Annotated in this window: 16 protein-coding genes and 1 riboswitch; of the genes, 8 read left to right on the top strand and 8 right to left on the bottom strand. The window is 67.3% G+C overall.

Annotation, left to right across the window (positions count from 1 at the left end):
- Positions 1-8 precede the first annotated feature (8 nt).
- Positions 9-1,409: an amidase gene (locus tag N2K99_RS00380; RefSeq protein WP_227932634.1), complete on the top strand. Its 1,401-nt coding sequence runs from the start codon at positions 9-11 to the stop codon at positions 1,407-1,409.
- Between the two features lies 1 nt (position 1,410).
- Here N2K99_RS00380 and N2K99_RS00375 read toward each other — a convergent pair whose 3' ends face one another.
- Entirely contained in the window at positions 1,411-2,403 is a 993-nt protein-coding gene (locus N2K99_RS00375; RefSeq protein ID WP_227932635.1) for an MsnO8 family LLM class oxidoreductase, read from the bottom strand.
- Positions 2,404-2,672: 269 nt separating this feature from the next.
- Here N2K99_RS00375 and N2K99_RS00370 point away from each other — a divergent pair, with 269 nt between their 5' ends.
- Positions 2,673-4,076: a peptide MFS transporter gene (locus N2K99_RS00370; RefSeq protein WP_231709295.1), complete on the top strand. Its 1,404-nt coding sequence runs from the start codon at positions 2,673-2,675 to the stop codon at positions 4,074-4,076.
- 127 nt (positions 4,077-4,203) lie between these two features.
- Positions 4,204-4,327, top strand: a riboswitch (SAM riboswitch).
- 19 nt (positions 4,328-4,346) lie between these two features.
- Complete coding sequence (locus N2K99_RS00365) at positions 4,347-5,552, top strand: cobalamin-independent methionine synthase II family protein (RefSeq protein ID WP_227920561.1); 1,206 nt, start codon at positions 4,347-4,349, stop codon at positions 5,550-5,552.
- Positions 5,553-5,652: 100 nt separating this feature from the next.
- Here the strand turns inward: N2K99_RS00365 and N2K99_RS00360 are convergent, their stop codons facing one another.
- Positions 5,653-6,018, bottom strand: coding sequence for a hypothetical protein (locus N2K99_RS00360; protein WP_227920559.1), 366 nt, complete (start codon positions 6,016-6,018; stop codon positions 5,653-5,655).
- 116 nt (positions 6,019-6,134) lie between these two features.
- Here N2K99_RS00360 and pgm point away from each other — a divergent pair, with 116 nt between their 5' ends.
- Positions 6,135-7,766, top strand: coding sequence for a phosphoglucomutase (alpha-D-glucose-1,6-bisphosphate-dependent) (gene pgm, locus N2K99_RS00355; protein ID WP_227920556.1), 1,632 nt, complete (start codon positions 6,135-6,137; stop codon positions 7,764-7,766).
- Positions 7,767-7,851: 85 nt separating this feature from the next.
- Here pgm and N2K99_RS00350 read toward each other — a convergent pair whose 3' ends face one another.
- Positions 7,852-9,288 (bottom strand): aldehyde dehydrogenase family protein, encoded by a 1,437-nt coding sequence (locus N2K99_RS00350; protein ID WP_227932636.1) that lies wholly within the window; start codon positions 9,286-9,288, stop codon positions 7,852-7,854.
- Entirely contained in the window at positions 9,285-10,160 is an 876-nt protein-coding gene (locus N2K99_RS00345) for an SDR family oxidoreductase (protein WP_227932637.1), read from the bottom strand. Before N2K99_RS00345 ends, N2K99_RS00350 begins: the two co-directional genes overlap by 4 nt.
- A 137-nt stretch (positions 10,161-10,297) precedes the next feature.
- Between N2K99_RS00345 and N2K99_RS00340 the strand changes: the two genes are divergently transcribed.
- Positions 10,298-11,611, top strand: coding sequence for a uracil-xanthine permease family protein (locus N2K99_RS00340; RefSeq protein ID WP_227920550.1), 1,314 nt, complete (start codon positions 10,298-10,300; stop codon positions 11,609-11,611).
- 19 nt (positions 11,612-11,630) lie between these two features.
- Here N2K99_RS00340 and N2K99_RS00335 read toward each other — a convergent pair whose 3' ends face one another.
- A complete protein-coding gene (locus tag N2K99_RS00335; RefSeq protein WP_227932638.1) occupies positions 11,631-12,740 on the bottom strand; it encodes a glycerate kinase in 1,110 nt (369 codons plus the stop codon).
- A 46-nt stretch (positions 12,741-12,786) separates the two neighbouring features.
- Positions 12,787-13,596: a glycerophosphodiester phosphodiesterase family protein gene (locus tag N2K99_RS00330; protein WP_374200013.1), complete on the bottom strand. Its 810-nt coding sequence runs from the start codon at positions 13,594-13,596 to the stop codon at positions 12,787-12,789.
- A gap of 126 nt (positions 13,597-13,722) precedes the next feature.
- Between N2K99_RS00330 and N2K99_RS00325 the strand changes: the two genes are divergently transcribed.
- From N2K99_RS00325 to N2K99_RS00315, 3 genes are read left to right on the top strand one after another with little or no spacing between them, the layout of a single operon-like run.
- Positions 13,723-16,260 (top strand): bifunctional lysylphosphatidylglycerol flippase/synthetase MprF, encoded by a 2,538-nt coding sequence (locus tag N2K99_RS00325; RefSeq protein WP_227932640.1) that lies wholly within the window; start codon positions 13,723-13,725, stop codon positions 16,258-16,260.
- Positions 16,261-16,273: 13 nt separating this feature from the next.
- Positions 16,274-17,575, top strand: coding sequence for an alpha/beta hydrolase family protein (locus N2K99_RS00320; RefSeq protein ID WP_227932641.1), 1,302 nt, complete (start codon positions 16,274-16,276; stop codon positions 17,573-17,575).
- The gene (locus N2K99_RS00315) at positions 17,572-18,351 is read left to right on the top strand and encodes a phosphatase PAP2 family protein (RefSeq protein WP_227920540.1); all 780 of its coding nucleotides are present in this window, start codon (positions 17,572-17,574) and stop codon (positions 18,349-18,351) included. The genes N2K99_RS00320 and N2K99_RS00315 overlap by 4 nt, the downstream gene beginning before the upstream one ends.
- Here the strand turns inward: N2K99_RS00315 and N2K99_RS00310 are convergent.
- The gene (locus tag N2K99_RS00310; RefSeq protein WP_227932642.1) at positions 18,272-19,123 is read right to left on the bottom strand and encodes an HAD family hydrolase; all 852 of its coding nucleotides are present in this window, start codon (positions 19,121-19,123) and stop codon (positions 18,272-18,274) included. The genes N2K99_RS00315 and N2K99_RS00310 overlap by 80 nt on opposite strands.
- A 76-nt stretch (positions 19,124-19,199) precedes the next feature.
- Positions 19,200-19,736 (bottom strand): YbhB/YbcL family Raf kinase inhibitor-like protein, encoded by a 537-nt coding sequence (locus N2K99_RS00305; protein ID WP_227920535.1) that lies wholly within the window; start codon positions 19,734-19,736, stop codon positions 19,200-19,202.
- Positions 19,737-19,781: the final 45 nt, after the last annotated feature.

The following is a 19,781-nucleotide window of genomic DNA, read 5'->3' as shown; positions in this document are numbered from 1 at the left end:
GGCACGCTATGCCCGCTCCCCACGAGATGACCGCCGTCGAACTCCGGGATGCCCTGGCCTCCGGCGGGCTCGGGGCGGAGGAAGCCACGGACCACTACCTGCGGCGCATCGACGAGCTCAACCCGGCATTGGGGGCCTTCCTCACGCCGACGCCGGAACTCGCCGTCGCCGAGGCGCGGGCTGCGGATGCACACCGTGCCCGTGGCGGAGAACTGGGCCTGCTGCACGGAATGCCGCTGGCGCACAAGGACCTCACCGATGTGGCCGGCGTGCGCACCACCATGGGCAGCACGGCCCTGGACCCGTGGATAGCCCGGGAGGACGCGCCCCTGCCGGCCGTCCTTCGCCGGGCCGGGGCGATCAGCCTCGGCAAGACCCAGGTCCCCGAATTCGGGCTCAGCAGTTACAGCGAAAACCGGGTGGGTCCGCCGGCGCGGAACCCGCGCGATCAGCGGCTCAGCCCCGGGGGATCCTCCGGCGGCAGCGCGGCCGCAGTCGCCGCCGGGCTGGTCCCCTTTGCGCCGGGTACCGACGGCGGCGGCTCGGTGCGCATCCCTGCGGCGGCTACGGGACTGGTGGGGCTGAAGCCCAACCGCGGGCGGATCCCGGCCGGTTCGGGGCAGCAGGACCTGGGGCAATTCGTGGTGGCCGGCCCGCTGGCCCGGAACGCGGCGGATGCGGCACTGCTGCTGGATGCGATGGTGGACGAACCCAATTACCGTGCCACCAGCGCGGCCCCCGCCACCGGAAGCTTCCTCGAGGCCGCGCTGCGGGCCGAGGGCAGGTTCCGGATCGGGATCAGCACGCGCTCACCCTTTGAATCCAGATTGGAGATCCGGCTTGATCCCGAGGCGGTACAGGCGCTCGACGCCGGTATCGCGGCCCTGACCGGTGCCGGCCACGATCTGCTGGACACGGACCTGGTTTATGACGAACGGTATCCGGACGCATTCCAGGTGGTGTGGACGGCCGGGCTGGCCACCGCCGTTCTGGCACCGGGCGGGGAAGAACGGCTGACCGACCTGGCCGCCGTCATGCGTCAACGCGCCCTTCGGCGCAGTGCCGCGGACCTGGTGGCCGCCGTCGACGTCCTCCGCGCCTTCGAGGCCGAGACCATCCGGCAGTACAGCGCCTACGACATGATCCTGACGCCTACCCTGGCAATGCCGCCACGGCCCCTCGGCTGGTACACCAGCGACGATGCCGGCGCCGGTGACCGGGCGGACGAGGATTACGCACGGCAGTGCCGGTACTCCCCTTTCACCTCCATGGTGAATGTCTGCGGGCTTCCCGCGATTACCCTGCCGGTGCTGGATACCGCGGACGGACTACCCATGGGGATCCAGCTGATCGGGCGGCCCGGTGCGGAAGCGGATCTGCTGGCCGTGGCGGCCCAGCTGGGGTACTGACCTAGAAGAGGCCTGCCAGCAGCCGGTCGGATTCCCGCTGTCCCTCGACATCGAAGGCACCGCCGGTAACGAGCAGCTCGTCCGCACCGGCGGAAGCCACCAGGTCCTCGAGCCTGCCGTGCACCTGTTCCACTGTTCCGTAGACAGAGGCCTCAAGGGTGGAGCGGACCAGGTCCTGCTGCCGTCCGGACAGTTCGGCGGCGCTGTGCGCTGCTGACAGGGCGGGGAACACCCCCTTGGTCCGGGAATCGGCCAGGGCATGCGCCTCGGGCAGCAGCAGTTCCCTTGCCTCTTCTTCACTGCCGGCCACGGCGACGTTGGCTGCCGCCAGCACATAGGGCCGGGGAAAACGGTCCGAGGGGCGGAAGGCGGAGCGGTACCGTTCCAGCGCGCCTGTCTGCCCGGCGCTGTTCTGCCGGAACAGCGCCGGGCCGCCGAGGACGACGCCCAGGCCGGCGCGTGCTGCTATTTCCACTCCTGCTCCGGTGGCAAGCACAAACACCGGCGTCCGTCCGCCGTCCTGCGGGCGGGCGGTGATCGGCGCGGTGCCGTCGAGATACGCGAGCAGTTCCGCCAGCTGCGCTTCGAATTCCTCTGCCTCGGCCGGTCCCGCGCGCAGTGCCTTCCGCACCGCCGGAGTGAAACCGAGGGAACGGCCCAGGCCAAGATCAATCCGGCCGGGATACAGGGCCTGCAGCGTCGCCGCCTGCTCGGCCACGACCAGCGGCTGGTGGTTCGGCAGCATCACGCCGCCGGAGCCGATCCGGATGTTTTTGGTGCGTGCCGCCAGGGCGGCCATCAGGACGGCGGGGGCCGAGCCGGCAATTCCGGCCACGGCGTGGTGCTCGGCAACCCAAAAGCGCCCGTAACCCAGCCGGTCTGCCGATCCGGCACGTGCAAGCACTGCATTGAGCGCATCCGACTCGGGAAACCCTTCGCGGGAGTTTGCACGGTCAAGGATCGAGACGGGAACGCTGAGGCTTGGCATACCCATGCCAACCCCCTGCCTGCTTAGGGAATTCCGCCGCAGCCGTGCAAATCCGCGCGTCATGCAGGCACGTAAGCATGTAACGCGGGCAAAATCATCCGTTTTTCATGTGACCTTCAACATACCTCAACGGAAAGCTGCCTAGTCTCCGGCGGTTTCTTTAAGTTCGGGCTGCTTGACCCCCGCGAGGGAGTGGGAATATTAACCTCGTGAGCCATACCCCCAGTACCTCAGGCGTACAAGAAGCGCGTAAAACCTTCTTCGGCCATCCCCGGATGTTGGCCAACCTCTTCAGCGTTGAGCTGTGGGAGCGATTCTCCTTCTACGGCATGCAGGGCATCCTGCTGTACTACATGTACTACAGCACCACCGACGGCGGCCTCGGCATCGACGAAGCCATTGCCGTCTCCCTGGTCGGCGCCTATGGCGGTGGCGTATACCTCTCCACCATCCTCGGTGCATGGCTGGCGGACCGCGTCTTCGGCGCAGAACGAGTGCTGTTCTACGCTGCCGCGCTGGTCATGCTGGGCCACATTTCCCTGGCCGTCCTGCCAGGCGCCGTCGGACTGGCCGCCGGCCTGATCCTGATCGCCCTGGGCTCCGGCGGTGTGAAGGCCAACGCGACATCGCTCGTCGGCACCCTGTACGACGAAAAGGACCAGCGCCGCGACGCCGGCTTCTCCATCTTCTACATGGGCATCAACATCGGTGCCCTGATCGGCCCGATCCTGACCGGCCTGGCCTGGACCGAATACGGATTCCACTACGGCTTCGGCCTGGCCGCCATCGGCATGGCCATCGGCCTGGTCCAGTACGGGTTGACCCGCAAGAACCTGCCCGAATCCGCCCACGAGGTAGCCAACCCGCTGCCGAAGCAGCAGTTCATGAAGGTCGGCCTCATCGCGGCTGCCGCACTGGTCGTCATCGTGCTGGCCGTTGTCTTCGAAGTGTTGACCGCCAAGAACCTCGCGGTGGTTATGGCGATCCTCGCCATCGTGGCCGCCGTCGCGTACTTCGTGATCATCCTCAGCAGCAAGAAGGTGAGCCAGGTGGAACGCCGCCGGGTGTACTCCTTCATGCCGCTGTTTATTGCCAGTGCTGCTTTCTGGGCCCTGTTCCAGCAGCAGTTCACGGTGGTCGCAATGTACGCGGATAGCTCGCTGAACCGCAGCATCTTCGGCTGGGAGATGCCGCCGAGCTGGGTGCAGTCCATCAACCCGGTCTTCATCATCATCTTCGCAGCCGTCTTCGCCGGCGTCTGGACCAAGATGGGCGACCGCCAGCCGTCCTCCCCGCTGAAGTTCGCCATGGGCCTGGCCGTTATGGGCCTCGCCTTCCTGGCCTTCATTCCGTTCTCCGGCGGCGCGCCGAACAGCACCCCGCTGCTGGCCATGGCCGGCATCCTGCTGCTGTTCACGTTTGCTGAACTGTTCCTGTCCCCGATCGGCCTGTCCGTGGCAACCAAGCTGGCCCCGGAAGTCTTCCGGACCCAGATGGTGGCACTGTTCTTCCTGTCGGTCTCCCTGGGCACCACCCTGGCGGGCTGGCTGGCACAGTTCTACGACCCGGCAACCGAAGTCAGCTACTTCACCTTCAGCGGCGTTACCGCGATCGTCCTGGGCATTGCCCTGGCTGCGGCTACGCCGGGCATCAAGAAGCTCATGGGCGGCGTGCGCTAGCAGGCAGGCAGGCACCAAGCGTTTCAGTAAGGACGGCGGCACCGGAACACTCCGGTGCCGCCGTCCTTTTTGCCGTCCCGTTCCATACTTGGCTGCATCACTGCGGCATGGTTAGGATGGGTCCCAGCTTCAGGAGACACGGCCGCCAAGCTCCGACTTGGCCGTGCACCAACCCCATGCTTCACGGGTGGTTCGGATGACGAAGCGGCCTGCACCGCCTTTTGGGCATCCGGTGCGGGCAAGAGCACAGATTCCTAAAGGATCACTGCCATGCGCAAAAGCACTGACCGTATTTTGACCACCCACGCCGGTTCCCTCCCCAGGACCCCTGAACTGCTTGCCGCAAACGCGGCCCGTGAAACCGACCCCGCGGATACGGAGGGCTACGCCGAACTCCTGCAGGCCGCCGTCGCCGACCTCGTGCGGCGCCAGCGCCAGGCGGGCATCGACATCCCCAACGACGGCGAATACGGGCATGCGATGTCCGCGAACGTCGACTACGGGGCCTGGTGGTCCTATTCGTTTGCCCGGCTTGGCGGCCTGAGCGTTGCCGAAACGGGGATCTGGAACATGGAACCGCACCGCTCCGAGCCCGGCAACGTTGTCCTCACCAGTTTCGGGGACCGCCGCGACCGGCAGCGCTTCGCCGATGCCTACACCGACCCAACCTCCGGCATCACCACCGGGGCGCAGAAGGTCTTTCCCAAGGTCACGGGTCCGGTGGAATACACGGGGTACGACGCCGTGGCCAGCGACATTGCCAACCTCAAGTCCGGTTTGGCCGAGGCAGGTTTGTCCGAGGGTTTCCTCGCCTCGCTCTCGCCCGGCTCCTGTTCGCGGATTACCAACGAGTACTACGCGACGGAGGAGGAGTTCATCTACGCCTGCGCGGATGCCATGCGGGAGGAATACCTTGCCATCGTGGACGCCGGGCTGATCGTCCAGATCGATGATCCGTCGATTGCCGAGAACTGGGACCAGATCAACCCCGAGCCGTCGGTGGCGGACTACCTCAAGTTCACGCAGATCCGGGTCGAAGCCCTGAACTATGCCCTGCGCGGCCTGCCCGAGGAACAGGTCCGCTTCCACCTGTGCTGGGGTTCCTGGCACGGGCCGCACACTACGGACATCGAGTTCCGCCACCTGGTGGACACCCTGCTGCAGATTAACGCCGGAGGCTACAGCTTCGAGGCAGGCAACGTGCGGCATGAGCACGAATGGCGGGTCTGGGAAGATACCAAGCTGCCGGACGGGAAGGTCCTCATTCCCGGCGTGGTCTCCCATGCCACCAACGTGGTGGAACATCCGGAACTGGTGGCGGACCGGATTGAACGCTTCGCCCGGCTGGTGGGTCGCGAGAACGTCATTGCGTCCACCGACTGCGGGCTGGGCGGCCGGGTGCATCCCCAGATCGCGGCGGCCAAGCTGGAGACGCTCGGAGAAGGTGCCCGGCTGGCCAGCGCCCGGCTCTGGTAGGCAGGCACGCAGGGACTGAACAAGGAAAAGGGCCACTGACCGGTGCGAAGGTGCGGCGGGCGGAACCGGCATCCCGCCCGCCGCACCCTTGCCCGTCGCCTTAGCCGTCCAGTCCGGCGCTGACCAGCGCCAGCATGCCGCTTACTGCCGCCAGGGCACCGAGTGCACAGACGGAATTGAACGCGTCCGCTCCGGCCTGCCGCCGGTCCCGCCCGAAGAGGATCCCCGCCGCGGCCCAGGCCGCCGCGAAAGCCAAAGCCGGCAACGGTCCGCTGGCAAAACCCGCGGCGGTTTCCGCCCAGGCCGGCAGTGCGAACGCCGAGCGCTGCGTCCAGAAAAACCAGAACACCGGTGCGGCGCACAGGTAGAGCACGTTGAAGAAAACCATCATGGCCCGGGCGCCGCGGCGCAGGCCGTCGTGCGGCAATGCTCGCTGCGGCGGCACGGAACTACTCGAAGTGGCCATCAGCTTCCTTCCCCCGCCGCACCCGCGGCTTCGGCTAGAAGCATACGGCTGTCCCTGCGTTTCTACGTGTACGGCGCGTCTGCCGCCGACTGCGTTTCTTTGGCATGCTTAGGGGTATGTCTAATCGTGCCGGCCAACGCGCCGAACCTTCCGACCTTGTAGATCTCACCGCGCTCTTGGACGCCTATTACGACGTCGTACCGGATCCGTCCAACGTTGCCCAGCGCGTGGCCTTCGGCACCTCCGGGCACCGCGGCTCCTCCCTCAACGGCGCCTTCAATGAGCAGCACATCGCCGCCATCACCCAGGCCATCGTGGAGTACCGCACATCCGCAGGCATCACCGGGCCGCTGTTCATGGGCAAGGACACGCACGCCCTGTCCGAACCGGCGCAGAACACCGCCCTGGAGGTCCTGGCCGCCAACGGCGTAAATGTGCAGATCGACGCACGAAACGGATTCACCCCCACCCCGGCCGTGAGCCATGCCATCCTGGTGCACAATTCCACGCGCACGGAACAGGCTGACGGCATTGTGGTCACCCCTTCGCACAACCCTCCGGCGGACGGCGGCTTCAAGTACAACCCGCCCACGGGCGGACCCGCCGGATCGGACATCACCAACTGGATTGCCGACCGCGCCAACCAGCTGCTGGAGAACGGCCTGGACGGGGTCCGGCGCATCCCGCTGGGTGAAGCACGCCTGGCAGATTCGGTGGGCACCTATGACTTCCTGGCGCATTATGTGGAAGACCTGCCCGCGGTGCTGAACCTGGATGCCATCCGCAGCGCCGGCCTCCACATCGGCGCCGATCCCCTCGGCGGCGCCTCCGTGGACTACTGGGGCGCCATCGCGGAACGGCACTCACTGAACCTGACCGTGGTCAATCCCAACGTGGACCCGCAGTGGGCCTTCATGACCCTGGACTGGGACGAGAAGATCCGCATGGACTGCTCCTCGCCGTACGCCATGGCGTCGCTGATTTCCCGGGCCGCGGATTACGACATTGCCACGGGCAACGACGCCGACGCCGACCGGCACGGCATTGTCACGCCGGACGCGGGCCTGATGAACCCGAACCACTTCCTGGCAACCGCCATTGACTACCTGTACCGCAACCGCTCCGGCTGGAGCGCAGACGCCATGGTGGGCAAGACCCTTGTCTCCTCCTCCATGATCGACCGCGTCACGGCGGATCTGGGGCGGGTCCTCATGGAGGTGCCGGTGGGCTTCAAGTGGTTCGTGCCGGGTCTGCTCTCCGGCGAAACCGCGTTCGGCGGCGAGGAATCCGCCGGCGCCTCCTTCCTCCGGCTCGACGGCAGCCCCTGGAGCACTGACAAGGACGGCATCCTGCTGGCCCTGCTGGCCTCGGAAATGACGGCCGTCACCGGCAAGACCCCGTCCCAGCGGTACCGCGAACTGACCAATCAGTTCGGCGATCCCGAATATGCACGCGTGGACGCACCCGCCACCCGCGAGCAGAAGGCAGCGCTGGCCAAGCTCTCGCCGTCGGACGTTACCGCCACCACCCTGGCCGGTGAGGAAATCACCGCGCGCCTGACCGAGGCGCCGGGCAACGGGGCGCCCATCGGCGGCCTGAAGGTGACCACGGAAAACGCGTGGTTTGCCGCGCGCCCCTCGGGCACGGAAGACGTGTACAAGATCTACGCCGAGTCCTTCAAGGGCGAGGAACACCTGCACCAGGTCCAGGCCGAGGCCAAGGCCATCGTGGACGGCGTGATTTCCTAGGTTCCGCCGTAAACAGGCCGTAAACAGGCCGAAAATAGAAGGGGTGCACCTGCCGGTGCACCCCTTCTATCTGTTCTGCAGCGGGTTACAGCAGCCGGCGCAGGAGCCGCTTCTTCAGCCCCGTGTAGGGCGGGTACGCGAACCGGAGGGTGTCCAGCAGTGTGCCCTTGGTGAAGACCGGCCGCAGCTGGCTGAACGTGTCGAAGCTGTATTTCCCGTGGTACGCGCCGGTGCCGCTGGCACCTGCGCCGCCGAAGGGCAGGCCTGGTACGGCCAGCTGGACGGTGCTGGCGTTGTGGTTGATGCTGCCGGCCCGCACCCCCTCCTCGAACGTCTTCCGGTCCGCCGCAGAGTTGCTGTAGAGATAGGCGGCCAGCGGAACCGGACGGGAATTAATGAATTTCATTGCCTCCGCCAGGTCCCGGACCTCGATGATCGGCAGGATGGGGCCGAAGATTTCCTCCTGCATCACCGGTGAATCCGGTGCCACGTCGGTGAGGATGGTCGGTTCCAGGTACAGGCTGCCGCGGTCGCTGCGCCCGCCGGCCAGGACCGTGCCGCTGTCCAGCAGCCCCACCAGCCGTTCCCAGTGCTGTTCGTTGACAATCCGGCCCAGGTCCTTGCTCCGGGACGGATCCTTGCCGAACTGCTCCGCAACCGCCCGCACCAGGTGCTTCTTCAGCGCCGGCGCTGCCTCTTCCGTCACCAGGACGTAGTCCGGCGCCACGCAGGTCTGGCCGGCATTGAGCAGTTTCCCGAAGACCAGGCGGCGTGCGACGGCGGCCCAGTTGCCGTCCAGCACCACGGCCGGGGATTTCCCACCCAGCTCCAGGGTCACCGGGGTCAGGTGTTCGGCGGCGGCCTGCAGGACAATCCTGCCCACGCGCTCCCCGCCCGTGAAGAAGATCGAGTCGAACTTTTCCTTCAGCAGGGCGGTGCTGGCTTCCTGCCCGCCCTCGACCACGGCGACGGCTTCCGGGTCCACATAGCGCGGCAGCAGGTCCGCCAGCACGGCCGACGTTGCCGGGGCCAGTTCGCTGGGTTTGAGGACCGCCGCGTTGCCGGCGGCGAGGGCACCGACCAGCGGCGCCAGGACCAGCTGCACGGGATAGTTCCAGGGACCGATGATCAGCACCACGCCCAGCGGCCGGGGCTCGGTCCGGGCCGACGCCGGCTGCAGGCCCAGCGGGACGGAAACCCGCCGGCTGCGGGCCCAGTTCTCCAGATGCTTCAGTGCGTGTTCCGCCTCCGCCCGCACCAGCGAAAGCTCGGTGACGTAGCTTTCGAGCGGATTTTTGCCCAGGTCCGCTGCCAGGGCGTCCGCCAGCTCCTGTTCCCGCTCGTGGAAAAGCCGGACCAGCCCTTCGAGCTGCTGCCGGCGCCAGGCGAGCGGCCGGGTGCGGCCGGAGTCATAGGTTTCCCGCACCTTGGCCAGTACCGAGGGGGCTGCCGCGGGGGAACCAGCGGGGTCGGTGCCGGAATCGCGGATGGACTCAGAGAACGCGGAGACCATCTCGCTCATGCCTGGGTGCTTTCCTTGAGGGAAGTTTCGTCAGCCGGAGCCACCGGTTTCCGGCCGGTGAAGTGGTCCATGGACTGGTAGACCTTGAAGACGCGGCCGGCAACCACGTCCCAGGCCGGTTGGGGCAGCACATTGCGCAGGGCACTGCCCAGCGCCACCGTCCACGGCAGCTGGATCCGTGCCTTCCCGGCAAGGAGCGCCTCCCACGCCTTGTCCACCACGTATTCCGGTTCCATCAGCGGAGTCATCAGCGGCCCCCTGGCGCCTTCGAACATGCCGGTCTTGATGTAGCTGGGGATCAGGGTGGTGACGGCAACGTGGCCGTTGCCGGACTCGGTGAGTTCCAGGCGCATCGAGTCGCTCCAGCCGATGACTGCCCATTTCGAGGCCGTGTAGACACTCATTTTCGGTACGGACAGTGTGCCGGAGGCGGAGGCTACGTTCAGGATGCGGGCCGGGGTGCGCCGCTCGATCATGCCGGGCAGGAACGCGCGGGTCACCTGCATGGGGGCGAGGGTGTTGACCTGCATAACGGCGTCGATGTCCGCCTCCGGCGCGTGTTCCCAGAAGTACTTGCCGCGCACAATCCCGGCGTTGTTGACCAGGATGTCCGGTACGCCTACCTCCCGGATAACCTGGTCGGCCGTGGCCGTGATGTCCGGCAGGGAGGCAACATCCACCGCGTAGGGGTGGATTGCCGACGCGCCCAGTTCCCGCAGCTGCGCGGCGGTGTCCTCCAAGGCCTCGGCGTTGAGGTCCCACAGCACCACTGCCGCCGCGCCTTCACGCACGGCCCGCTCGGCGTAGAGCCGGCCCATGCCCATGGCTGCGCCCGTGATGAGAACTACGCGTCCTGCAACTGAAATGCCCATGCTGCTCCATCGTCCAATCCATTTGTGATCAAGGTCCCGCCCTGCACCTTGCCTTCTTCCTATGCAACGTAGCATCCCGGTCATCCCGGACCGCTAGAATTTGGCCTAGACACCCCCTTTCTCCGGAAGGCACCACCATGAGCAGATTCGGTATGGACTGGACCCTCCACGGAGACGGCAAAACCATCCGGCCGGGCAGCTACGTTGCTCCCGAGGAACGCCTGAGCTGGCCACGGACCATCAGCATCGGCTCCCAGCACGTGGTGGCCATGTTCGGCGCCACCTTCCTCGTGCCGCTCCTGACCGGTTTTCCGCCGGCCACCACCCTGCTGTTCTCCGGCATTGGAACCATCCTGTTCCTGATCATCACCGCTGGACGGGTCCCCAGCTATCTGGGTTCAAGCTTTGCCTTCATTGCTCCGATCGGAGCTGCCACCAACCAGCACGGCCCCGGCGGGGCCCTGGGCGGCATCATCATGGCGGGCTTTGCCCTGTTCCTGGTCGGACTCGCCGCGCAGCTTGCCGGCACCCGCTGGATCCAGGTCCTGATGCCGCCGGTGGTCACCGGCACCATAGTGGCCCTGATCGGGCTCAACCTGGCCGGTTCGGCACGGGACAACTACGAGCAGGGGCCGCTTACCGCCACCGTCACCGTGGTGGTGATCCTGCTGACCACGGTCCTGTTCAAGGGATTCCTCGGCCGGCTGTCGATCCTGGTCGGCGTGGTGGCCGGCTACATCACGGCCATGCTGCAGGGCGAGGTGGATTTCCAGGCCATCGGCGATGCCGCCTGGATCGGGCTGCCCGAATTCATGTCCCCCACCTTCCACTTCTCGGTTATCGGCCTTTTTGTTCCGGTGGTCCTGGTACTGGTGGCCGAAAACATTGGACACGTGAAATCCGTGGCCGCCATGACCGGCCGCGACCTGGACCCGTACGCGGGCCGGGCACTGATGGCCGACGGCCTGGCTACCATGCTGGCCGGTTCCGGCGGCGGTTCCGCCACGACCACCTACGCGGAGAACATCGGCGTGATGGCGGCCTCCCGCGTGTACTCCACGGCGGCGTACTGGGTGGCCGGCATCGTGGCCATCCTGCTCAGCCTGTTCCCGAAATTCGGGGCCATGATCGCCACGGTGCCCGGCGGCGTGCTGGGCGGTGCCGGCGTCGTCCTCTACGGCATGATCGGCATCCTCGGCGTGCGTATCTGGGTGGACAACCGGGTCAACTTCTCCAACCCGATCAATCTTTCCACCGCCGGACTGGGCCTGATCATTGCCATCGCGAACTTCACCTGGATAGTGGGAGGGCTGGAATTCGGCGGCATTGCCCTCGGCACCGGTGCCACGTTGATTGCCTACCACGGCATGCAGGCGATCGCCCGCTGGCGGGGGACGGATCCGGACGAGCCGCAGGAGGACGCGGGGGCCAGGCCAAGCCGGCTCGGCTAGGCCGCCGGCCGGCCCCGGATCAGGCGCCTTCCAGTGCCTGGCGCGTAGCCCACGCCACGTACTTTGCCGCCTGTTCCATGGCATCCTGCGGCCGCTGGACCACGTCCAGCAGGCTGACGGCCGCAACAATTCCGTACTCCTGCAACTGGTCCGGGGTCAGGGTGATCCGGCCCGCCACGGCCACCACGGGGATGCCTGCGTCACGGGCCCGGGCCGCCACTTCCAGGGGTGCCTTGCCGTAGCGGGACTGTTCATCCAGTGAGCCTTCGCCGGTGAGCACCAGGTCGCAGCGTGTGAGTGCCAGGTCCAGCCCGGTGAACGCACTGAGCAGTTCAAACCCGGGGTTCAGCGACGCCTCGGTGAACGCCAGGAACCCGGACGGGAAGCCGCCCGCCGCACCGGCGCCGGGAATGTCGACGTCGACGCCGGTCGTGGACTTCAGCAGTCCGGCCCAGTTACCCAGCGCTTCCTCGAGGACCGCCTGCGCCGCGGAGTCGGCACCCTTCTGGCCGCTGAACACGGCCACCGTGCCTTCCGGGCCGAGCAGCGGGTTCGTTACGTCGGCGGCGATCTTCAAATCCACGCCGGCCAGCCGGGGGTCCAGGCCGGCGGCGTCCAAAGTCACGGCCTGCGCCAGGGCCGCTCCCCCGGGAGGCACCGGCGCACCGGCGTCGTCAAGGATCTTCAAGCCCAGGGCCGTCAAGGCGCCGGAGCCTCCGTCCGTCATGGCCGAGCCGCCGATTCCGAGAATGATGGTGCGCGCACCTGCATCGAGCGCCGCACTGATCAGCTGCCCGCTGCCGTAGCTGGTGGCCGCTAGTGCGGTCTCGGGGGTGGGGTCCAGCAGGGTCAATCCGCTGGCCCGCGCGGTTTCGATCAGGGCAGTATCTCCGGTGAGCGCCCAGACGGCGGTGATTTCCCGCCCCAGCGGTCCCCGGACCCTGGCGGTGCGGGCCTCGGCCCCTGCTATCAGTGCAGCGTCGAGGGTCCCCTCGCCGCCGTCCGCCACCGGCACAGCGGTGACCTCGGCATCCGGGTAGACCGCCAATACACCTTCACCCATGGCTGCCGCGGCCTCCCCGGCGCTGAGTGATCCTTTGAATTTGTCCGGAGCAATAACTACACGCATGCCCTCATCCTGCCAGTTGGGACGGACAAGGCCGTCCAAGTAGTCGTTACCGCCACTGCCCGCGGTCTTTGAGGACGTCCACGAGGATGTCCGAACGGTCCGTAACGATGCCGTCCACTCCGAGGTCCAGCAGCCGCTTCATGGTGGGCGCGTCGTTCACGGTCCAGACGTGGACCTGGATTCCGGCGCGGTGGCATCTGCGGACAAAACCCGGCGTGACCACGGGGACGGGGCCGAAGCGCAGCGGAACCTGGACGCACTGGAAACGGCCCAGCCGGGCGAGGACCGGGGCTGCGCGCAGCGGTGCGAGCAGAAGCAGTGCAGCGGTCAGGGCGCTGCCGGCGGAGCTGGCAGCCGGCTTGCCCAACCGGCGCAGGGCGCGAAGCCGGCGGACGTCGGAGAAGGACGCCACCAGGACCCGGTCATGGGCGGAGTGTTTTTCGATCAGGGCCGCGAGCAGCGCTGCCCCGGCGGCGTCCTTGACGTCTACATTCAGCCGCATGTGGGGCCACTCGGTCAGGAGTTCTTCGAAGGTGGGGATCCGTTCCGCCCCGCCCACCAGCACCTCGTCGAGTTCCTTTCGGGTGAGCTGGCTGATTTTGCCCACCACGCCGCCGGAAAGGCGGTCCACGGTTTCGTCGTGGAAGGCCATCAGGATGCCGTCGCGGCTGGTGCGCACATCCGTTTCCAGGTAGCTCATCCCAAGGTCCGCGGCAGCGCGGAATGCCGAGAGCGTGTTTTCGTAGCCGTCGGGGGAAAAGCCGCGGTGCGCCAGCGCGATGGGTGCCGGCGATGATTCCGGGGGCGCCGTCGCCTGGTCGCGGGGGGCCCGGAAATATGGATAAGTTGCCAACACATTCGTACCTTACCAAGCGCCGGACTGTGCCCGGGCGGGCCACGCCCTGCCGCACGCGCCTAGACTGGCAGCACCGCGACCGGCAGCAGTTTCTTTCGCCGGCTTGTTCCCGTGGAGGTCAGTACCGTGCCTGGCAAACTTCCCGTGGGGCCCCGCTTCGGAGCACGCTGGCCGCTCCGGCGCCTGCGGAGAAGTGCCGGCAGGGCTCCCGCCACCCTCACCTTTATTGCCTTGTTCTGGATCCTGGGGGTGTCCACCTCCTCCCTCCGCAGCGGCCCGGAGGGACCGTTGCTGGACTGGGCGGCTGCTTCCGTGAACACCGTGGCCGGGAATCCGGCACCCCTGCTTTTGTGCTGCTTTTGGGCGGGCGGCCCCGCCGGCTACCTCGGCGGCACCCTATTGGCATTGCTGGCCGGGTTGCCCTGCGAGCGGCTATTGGGAACCGGACGGTTCCTGCTGGCCGGGTTCGGCGGTCAAATCGCGGGGCTGCTGCTGACCACCGGCTTCGCCTACCTGACCAGCGCATCCATCGGCGACTGGTCCCGTGCCCTTGTCTCCGAGTCCTTCGTGGGTCCGATGGCCTTCCTGGCAGCCGCGGCCGCTGCTGCCAGTGCCCGGCTCGGGACGCTGTGGCGCCGCCGCCTGCGGGTTCCCCTGTTTACGTTGCTGATACTGCTGGCGCTCTACGGCGGAAGCTTCTCCGCTCTGACGGTTTTGGGCGCGGCCGCGGCCGGCGCACTCGCCGGGCCCTATCTGGCGGGCCGCCGGCCGTCGATTCCACGCCGGCTGGTCAGCAGCCGCCGGGAGGCCCGGGTGCTGGTGGCCCTGGCCGTGCTGGCTTCCGCCGTCGGCCCGGTTATCAGCGCCTTGAGCAGCCAGGCGGTGGGACCGCTTTCGGTGCTGCAGTATCTGTTTACGGACGTGGAGGTGAGGACCCCGGCCGAGCTGGACCAGGTGTGCGGTGATGCCGCGGACTCCGCGCAGTGCGTCGCCGCGCGTATCCAACTGCGTGCCGGTCCGGCGGCGTTCTTCCTGGCCACCCTGCCCCTGGTGCTGCTGGCTGTTTTTTCGGACGGCCTGCGGCGGGGGCGCCGCTTCGCGTGGGTGGCCGCACTGCTGCTGCAGGGTGCCATGACAGTGCTGGCCGCAGTGCGGATCGGCCGGCTATTGGCCGGGGAGGAATCGGGCATCCCGACTCCCGGCACCGGAAATTCTGTCGCACTGGTGCTGCCCATGGCCGTTCCGTTGGCGGTGCTGGTGCTGCTGGTCCTCACCCGCGGACTCTTCTCTGTAACAGCGCCTGCCGGCACCTACCGGCAGTTGGCGGGCACTTCCGCCCTGGCGGCAGTTTTGCTCGCGGCGCTTTACCTGGGTGCCGGTCTGGTGAACCGGAACGGTTTCTCGCCGGCCGCGACGCCGGGGCTGCTCGCCGCGGATCTCCCCGGACGGTTCCTCCCGGTCCTCGAAGTGACCAGCCGGGCTCCCCGCCTTGTGCCGGAGAGCCTGCCCGCGGTCCTGCTGTATGAAGGGGTCGGGGGTGTCTTCTGGGTTTTGGTGTGTGTGCTGCTGCTGCGCTCCTTCCTGGTTCCGCCGTGCAGTCCGGCAACCGCTGATGCGGACCGCGCCCGTTCGCTGCTTCGAGCCCACGGCGGCAGCACCATGGCCTGGATGACCCTCTGGGCAGGCAACAACTACTGGTTTTCCCCCAGCGGGAATTCCTACGTGGCCTACCGGATGGATCTAGGGGTGGCGCTGAGCGTCGGAGAGCCGGTGGGACCCCGGGATGAGCTGCACAGCGCCATGGAAGGGTTCTCGGCTTTCTGCACCGCGAACGGCACCACCGCGTGCTTCTACTCCGTGGGTACCCAGGTGCGGGATCTCAGCAGCGGGTTGGGGTTTTCCTCACTGCAGGTAGCCGAGGAAACCGTCCTCCCGCTTGGCTCGCTGGAGTTCAAGGGCAAGAGATTCCAGGACATCCGCACCGCCATGAACTCTGCCCGCAAGCAGGGCATCCGGGCTCAGTGGACCCGTTATCCCGCCGCACCGCTGGCGGTGAAGGACCAGCTGCACGCCATTTCGGAGGAATGGGTGGCAGATAAGGACATGCCGGAGATGGGCTTCACGCTGGGCGGGCTGGAAGAACTGGATGATCCGGAGGTGCGCTGCCTGCTGGCCATCGACGAGGACGGCACCGTGCACGCGGTAACGTCCTGGCTGCCGGTATACCGCAACGGAGCGGTGGCGGGCTGGACCCTGGATTTTATGCGCCGGCGCAGCAACGGCTTCCGGCTGGGGATGGACTTCCTCATTGCTTCCGCTGCACTGTCGCTCCAGGACGAGGGGTTCTCCTTCCTCAGCCTTTCCGGCGCTCCGTTGGCGCGTGCCGAGGCGGAGACGGACGACGACGGACCCGGGGAGGGTCCGCCCGTGATGGACCGACTGCTGGACCGGCTGGGCGAAACCCTGGAACCGGTGTACGGCTTCCGGTCCCTGCTGGCTTTCAAGGCCAAGTTCGCCCCGGAGTACCTGCCGTTGTTCATGACCTATCGGGACCCGGCGTCCCTGCCCGCCATCGCCAACGCGCTGGCGCGGGCCTATGTTCCGGACCTGTCCCTGGGCCAGGGGTTGTCACTGGCCCGCCGGATCGTGGACCGTACCGCATGAGGACACCCCGGCCATGATGGAGCTGTCCCTGATTGACGGGATCCTTCCCGCCCTCGCCCTGGCCCTGGGCGCGGCGGCGCTTCTTTGGCTCGGGATTGCCGGGAGGCGGCTGGGCCTGCCCAGGATCCTGGTTTATCTCTTGGTTGCGGCCGCCTGCACGGCACTGGTTTACGTGCTGGCAGAACTTATATTCCATTGGTGGAATGCTTCTCTTCCGCGGACGCTCTACCTCTACACCGCCCTGGCAGTCCTGGGGATTCAACTGGCGGCCGGACTTCTGGCAGTTCCAGGCACCCGGTGGTCCCGCCGGATCGCAGGCGTTGCGGCGGCGTTCGCAATACTGCTGGCGTTGGCCTGCACGGTGAACCTTGCCTACGCCCAATACCCCACACTTCGTTCCCTCTTGGACCCGCCCTCGGCCACGCATGACCCGCTGCCCCGTCCCGCGGAAACCGGGGCCAGCCGTCCCGCAGCCTCCGAGCGGGACTGGTCGCCGCCGTCGGACCTGCCCGGCGAAGGCAGGATCTACCGGGCAGAGATCCCCGCGGCAGCCTCGGGATACGCGTCCCACCCCGCACTGATCTACCTCCCGCCTGCCTATCTGGCCGATCCAGGTGCGGTCAGCCTGCCGGTGCTGGTCCTGATCCACGGCCAACCGGGCTCCCCGAATGACTGGCTGGTCAGCGGCCGTATAGCCGAGCTGATGGACGGCTTCGCGGCCCGCCATGCCGGACTGGCTCCGATAGTCGTAATGCCCGACGCCAGCAATGACTCCAACCCCGACTGGCCGCTGTGCCTGGATACGACGGTCAGTGACTCGGCAACGTACCTGGCCCGGGACCTTCCCGCCTGGGTACAGCAGCATCTCGGGGCCGGAACGGCCGGAGCACGGCAATGGGCCGTCGCGGGGTATTCGTTCGGCGGCACCTGTGCAGTGCAGTTGGCGGCGAACCACCCCGATGCCTATCCGACATTCCTGGACATCGCCGGCGAAAACCAGCCCACCGACGCCGATGGGCAGCAGGCCCTGCTGGACACGTATTTCGACGGCGACCAGGCCGCCTTCGCAGAACAGAATGCCGTGGACCGGTTTCGCCGGATGTCATTTCCGGAACTTGCAGGGATCGTCGTCGTCGGCCGCGAGGACAAGGTGTACGCCCCGGAAGGCAGGCAGGTGTATGAAGCAGCCCGGGCGGCCGGCGCGGACGTGCAGTTCCAGGAGCTTCCGGGCGGACACTCCTGGCAGGTCTGGCGGGCCGGGCTGGAGAACAACCTGGACTGGCTCTGTAGGCGGCTTGGCATACTTGATCCATGAGCCCCGTGCCCGCGCCTCACCCCTCTCCGGCCGTAAATTCGCTCAGGCGGCTGCTGCATGCAATCAGCCGCGCAACCTCGCCGCATGTGACCCTGCTGGTGATCCTTGCCGTCGGCCTCCTGCCGGCGTTGGCCCTGACCCTGGTGTCCGCAGAGGTCTATGACTCGGTCACCGACGCGGACGGCATCGCCGGCCTGGACCGGCCGGCGCTGGAAACGGCATTGGGACTGCGCACTCCCGCACTGGATGCCGCGGTCACCGGTTTCACCAACCTTGCCGGGACCATCGGCATGCCCGTCATCGCCGGGCTCGTGGTGCTCGTTATGGGCCTGCGCTGGCGTTCCTGGACACCGCTGATCCTCACCGCCGCTGCAGCCGCCGGTTCACTGCTCATGACGGTCACGGGGAAGGCTTTGATCGGACGGACCCGGCCCGACCTGGCGGATGCCGTTCCGCCGTACGAATCCTCCGCCTCGTTTCCGAGCGGACACACCCTGAACTCGATCGTCATCGCGGGGATCCTGGCCTACCTGGTGATCCTGCACGTGCATAACCGCTGGGCGAAGGTCTCCGCAGTGCTCGCGGCAGCGGTCTTTACGTTTGCCGTGGGCCTGAGCCGGGTCTACCTGGGCCACCACTGGCTGACGGATGTGCTGGTGGCCTGGACACTCGGAGCGGCCTGGCTAGCGGTGGTAATTACCGCGCACCAGCTTCTGCGGAGGCTTCCCGAACATCGAGCAGCCGCTCAAGAACCACCGCCACGCCGTCGTCCGTGAAGCCCGGTGCCGTGAAATCCGCCGCCGCGCGGGCAGCCGGGTGGCCACTTGCCATCGCGTAGCCCCGGCCGGCCCAATCCAGCATGGAAATGTCGTTGGGCATGTCGCCGAAAGCTATGGTTTCCGCCGGGTCAATACCCTTCCCCTTGGCGTAGCCGGCCAGCGTGACGGCTTTGTTCAGGCCCGGCAGGGACATTTCCAGCAGCGGCATCCGCGGGGCCGAATGGGTGGTCTCCACCAGGTCGGACACCGCCGGCGCCACCCGGCGCAGGAACTCGTCCGGGGAGATGTCGGCACCCCGGGCGAGGAATTTTGCCACGCCCGGTGAGCCTGCAAGGGATTCGTGCAGCGGGCCGGGAACTATGCCGCCGAGCAGTTCCACGGAGCCGGTGTCCACGAAGCCGTCCTCCAGATGGAGGCCCTCCACCGTCTCCGCCGCGAAGCGTACCCGTGGGAAGAGGTCCCTGATGACCTCCGCGGCGGCGAACATCTGTTTCAGCGGGAGGAGCCGGGTGGCGAGGACCCGCTCGGCGGCCAGGTCATAAGTGATGGCCCCGTTGGAGCAGATCACGGTCCCTGCGTGCCCGATCCGCTCGCGCAGGGGGTCCAGCCAGCGGGGCGGGCGCCCGGTCACGAAGACGACGTCGATGCCCGCAGCCATGCAGGCGCGGAAAGCGTTCACGGTCCGGTCGCTGATGCTGTTGTCCGCACCCACGATGGTGCCGTCCATGTCACTTGCTATCAGCCGTACCGGCCCCCGCTGTTCCTGCATGCCATCAAGCTTACTTCCGGCTGCGGCGGGGACCGGAACGGTGCGAGGCCTCCCCAACGGGTCCGCCTGCGGGGCCCTAGTCCTCCCGGATTTCAGCGGTGCCGATCATCGTGGCCCGCGCCAGGGTGTGGGTGAAGAGCGCAAAGCCGAGGGCGGCCGGGGTGGCGTCCGGCGGAACGTCCAGTTCCTCCGTATCCACGGCGTGGACCACCACGAAGTAGCGGTGCCGTCCGTGTCCTGCGGGCGGGGCCGCGCCCACAAAGCCCGCAAATCCGGCGTCATTGGCCAACTGCACGGTGCCGGCGGGCATCTGCCCCGTATTGGCCGCATCTGCGGCGAGACCCGTGACCGACGCCGGGATGTTGAAGGCCGCCCAGTGCCAATAGCCGCTGGCGGTGGGTGCATCGGGGTCGTACATCGTCACGGCAAAGCTGCGGGTCTGCTCGGGGAAGCCGGACCAGGTCAGCTGCGGCGAGGCATCGCCGCCGTCGGCTACGCCCATCTTGCCGCTGTACTGGGCCGGTGCGAACGTGCCTCCGTTCGCAAATTCTTCACTCTCGACGGTGAACTCAGGCACCTGCGGCAGTGCCTCATACGGGTCTCGGCTTTCCACTGATTTCCTTTCAGGTAGTTGGCATTGGTGCCGCGGCGTGCGGCT

It is taken from the genome of Arthrobacter sp. zg-Y1110 (assembly GCF_025244865.1).
GTDB lineage: Bacteria > Actinomycetota > Actinomycetes > Actinomycetales > Micrococcaceae > Arthrobacter_B.
The sequence above is the reverse complement of the archived record's forward strand: the minus strand, read 5'-3'. Positions and strand labels throughout refer to the sequence as shown.

Coding starts and splice junctions, on each gene's coding strand:
- N2K99_RS00350 (WP_227932636.1), bottom strand. CDS start 9,288: ATGAGCGAGATGGTCTCCGCGTTCTCTGAGTCCATCCGCGATTCCGGC.
- N2K99_RS00315 (WP_227920540.1), top strand. CDS start 17,572: ATGAGCCCCGTGCCCGCGCCTCACCCCTCTCCGGCCGTAAATTCGCTC.
- N2K99_RS00310 (WP_227932642.1), bottom strand. CDS start 19,123: ATGCAGGAACAGCGGGGGCCGGTACGGCTGATAGCAAGTGACATGGAC.
- N2K99_RS00345 (WP_227932637.1), bottom strand. CDS start 10,160: ATGGGCATTTCAGTTGCAGGACGCGTAGTTCTCATCACGGGCGCAGCC.
- N2K99_RS00365 (WP_227920561.1), top strand. CDS start 4,347: ATGCGCAAAAGCACTGACCGTATTTTGACCACCCACGCCGGTTCCCTC.
- N2K99_RS00370 (WP_231709295.1), top strand. CDS start 2,673: ATGTTGGCCAACCTCTTCAGCGTTGAGCTGTGGGAGCGATTCTCCTTC.
- N2K99_RS00340 (WP_227920550.1), top strand. CDS start 10,298: ATGAGCAGATTCGGTATGGACTGGACCCTCCACGGAGACGGCAAAACC.
- N2K99_RS00320 (WP_227932641.1), top strand. CDS start 16,274: ATGATGGAGCTGTCCCTGATTGACGGGATCCTTCCCGCCCTCGCCCTG.
- N2K99_RS00335 (WP_227932638.1), bottom strand. CDS start 12,740: ATGCGTGTAGTTATTGCTCCGGACAAATTCAAAGGATCACTCAGCGCC.
- N2K99_RS00375 (WP_227932635.1), bottom strand. CDS start 2,403: ATGGGTATGCCAAGCCTCAGCGTTCCCGTCTCGATCCTTGACCGTGCA.
- pgm (WP_227920556.1), top strand. CDS start 6,135: ATGTCTAATCGTGCCGGCCAACGCGCCGAACCTTCCGACCTTGTAGAT.
- N2K99_RS00360 (WP_227920559.1), bottom strand. CDS start 6,018: ATGGCCACTTCGAGTAGTTCCGTGCCGCCGCAGCGAGCATTGCCGCAC.
- N2K99_RS00380 (WP_227932634.1), top strand. CDS start 9: ATGCCCGCTCCCCACGAGATGACCGCCGTCGAACTCCGGGATGCCCTG.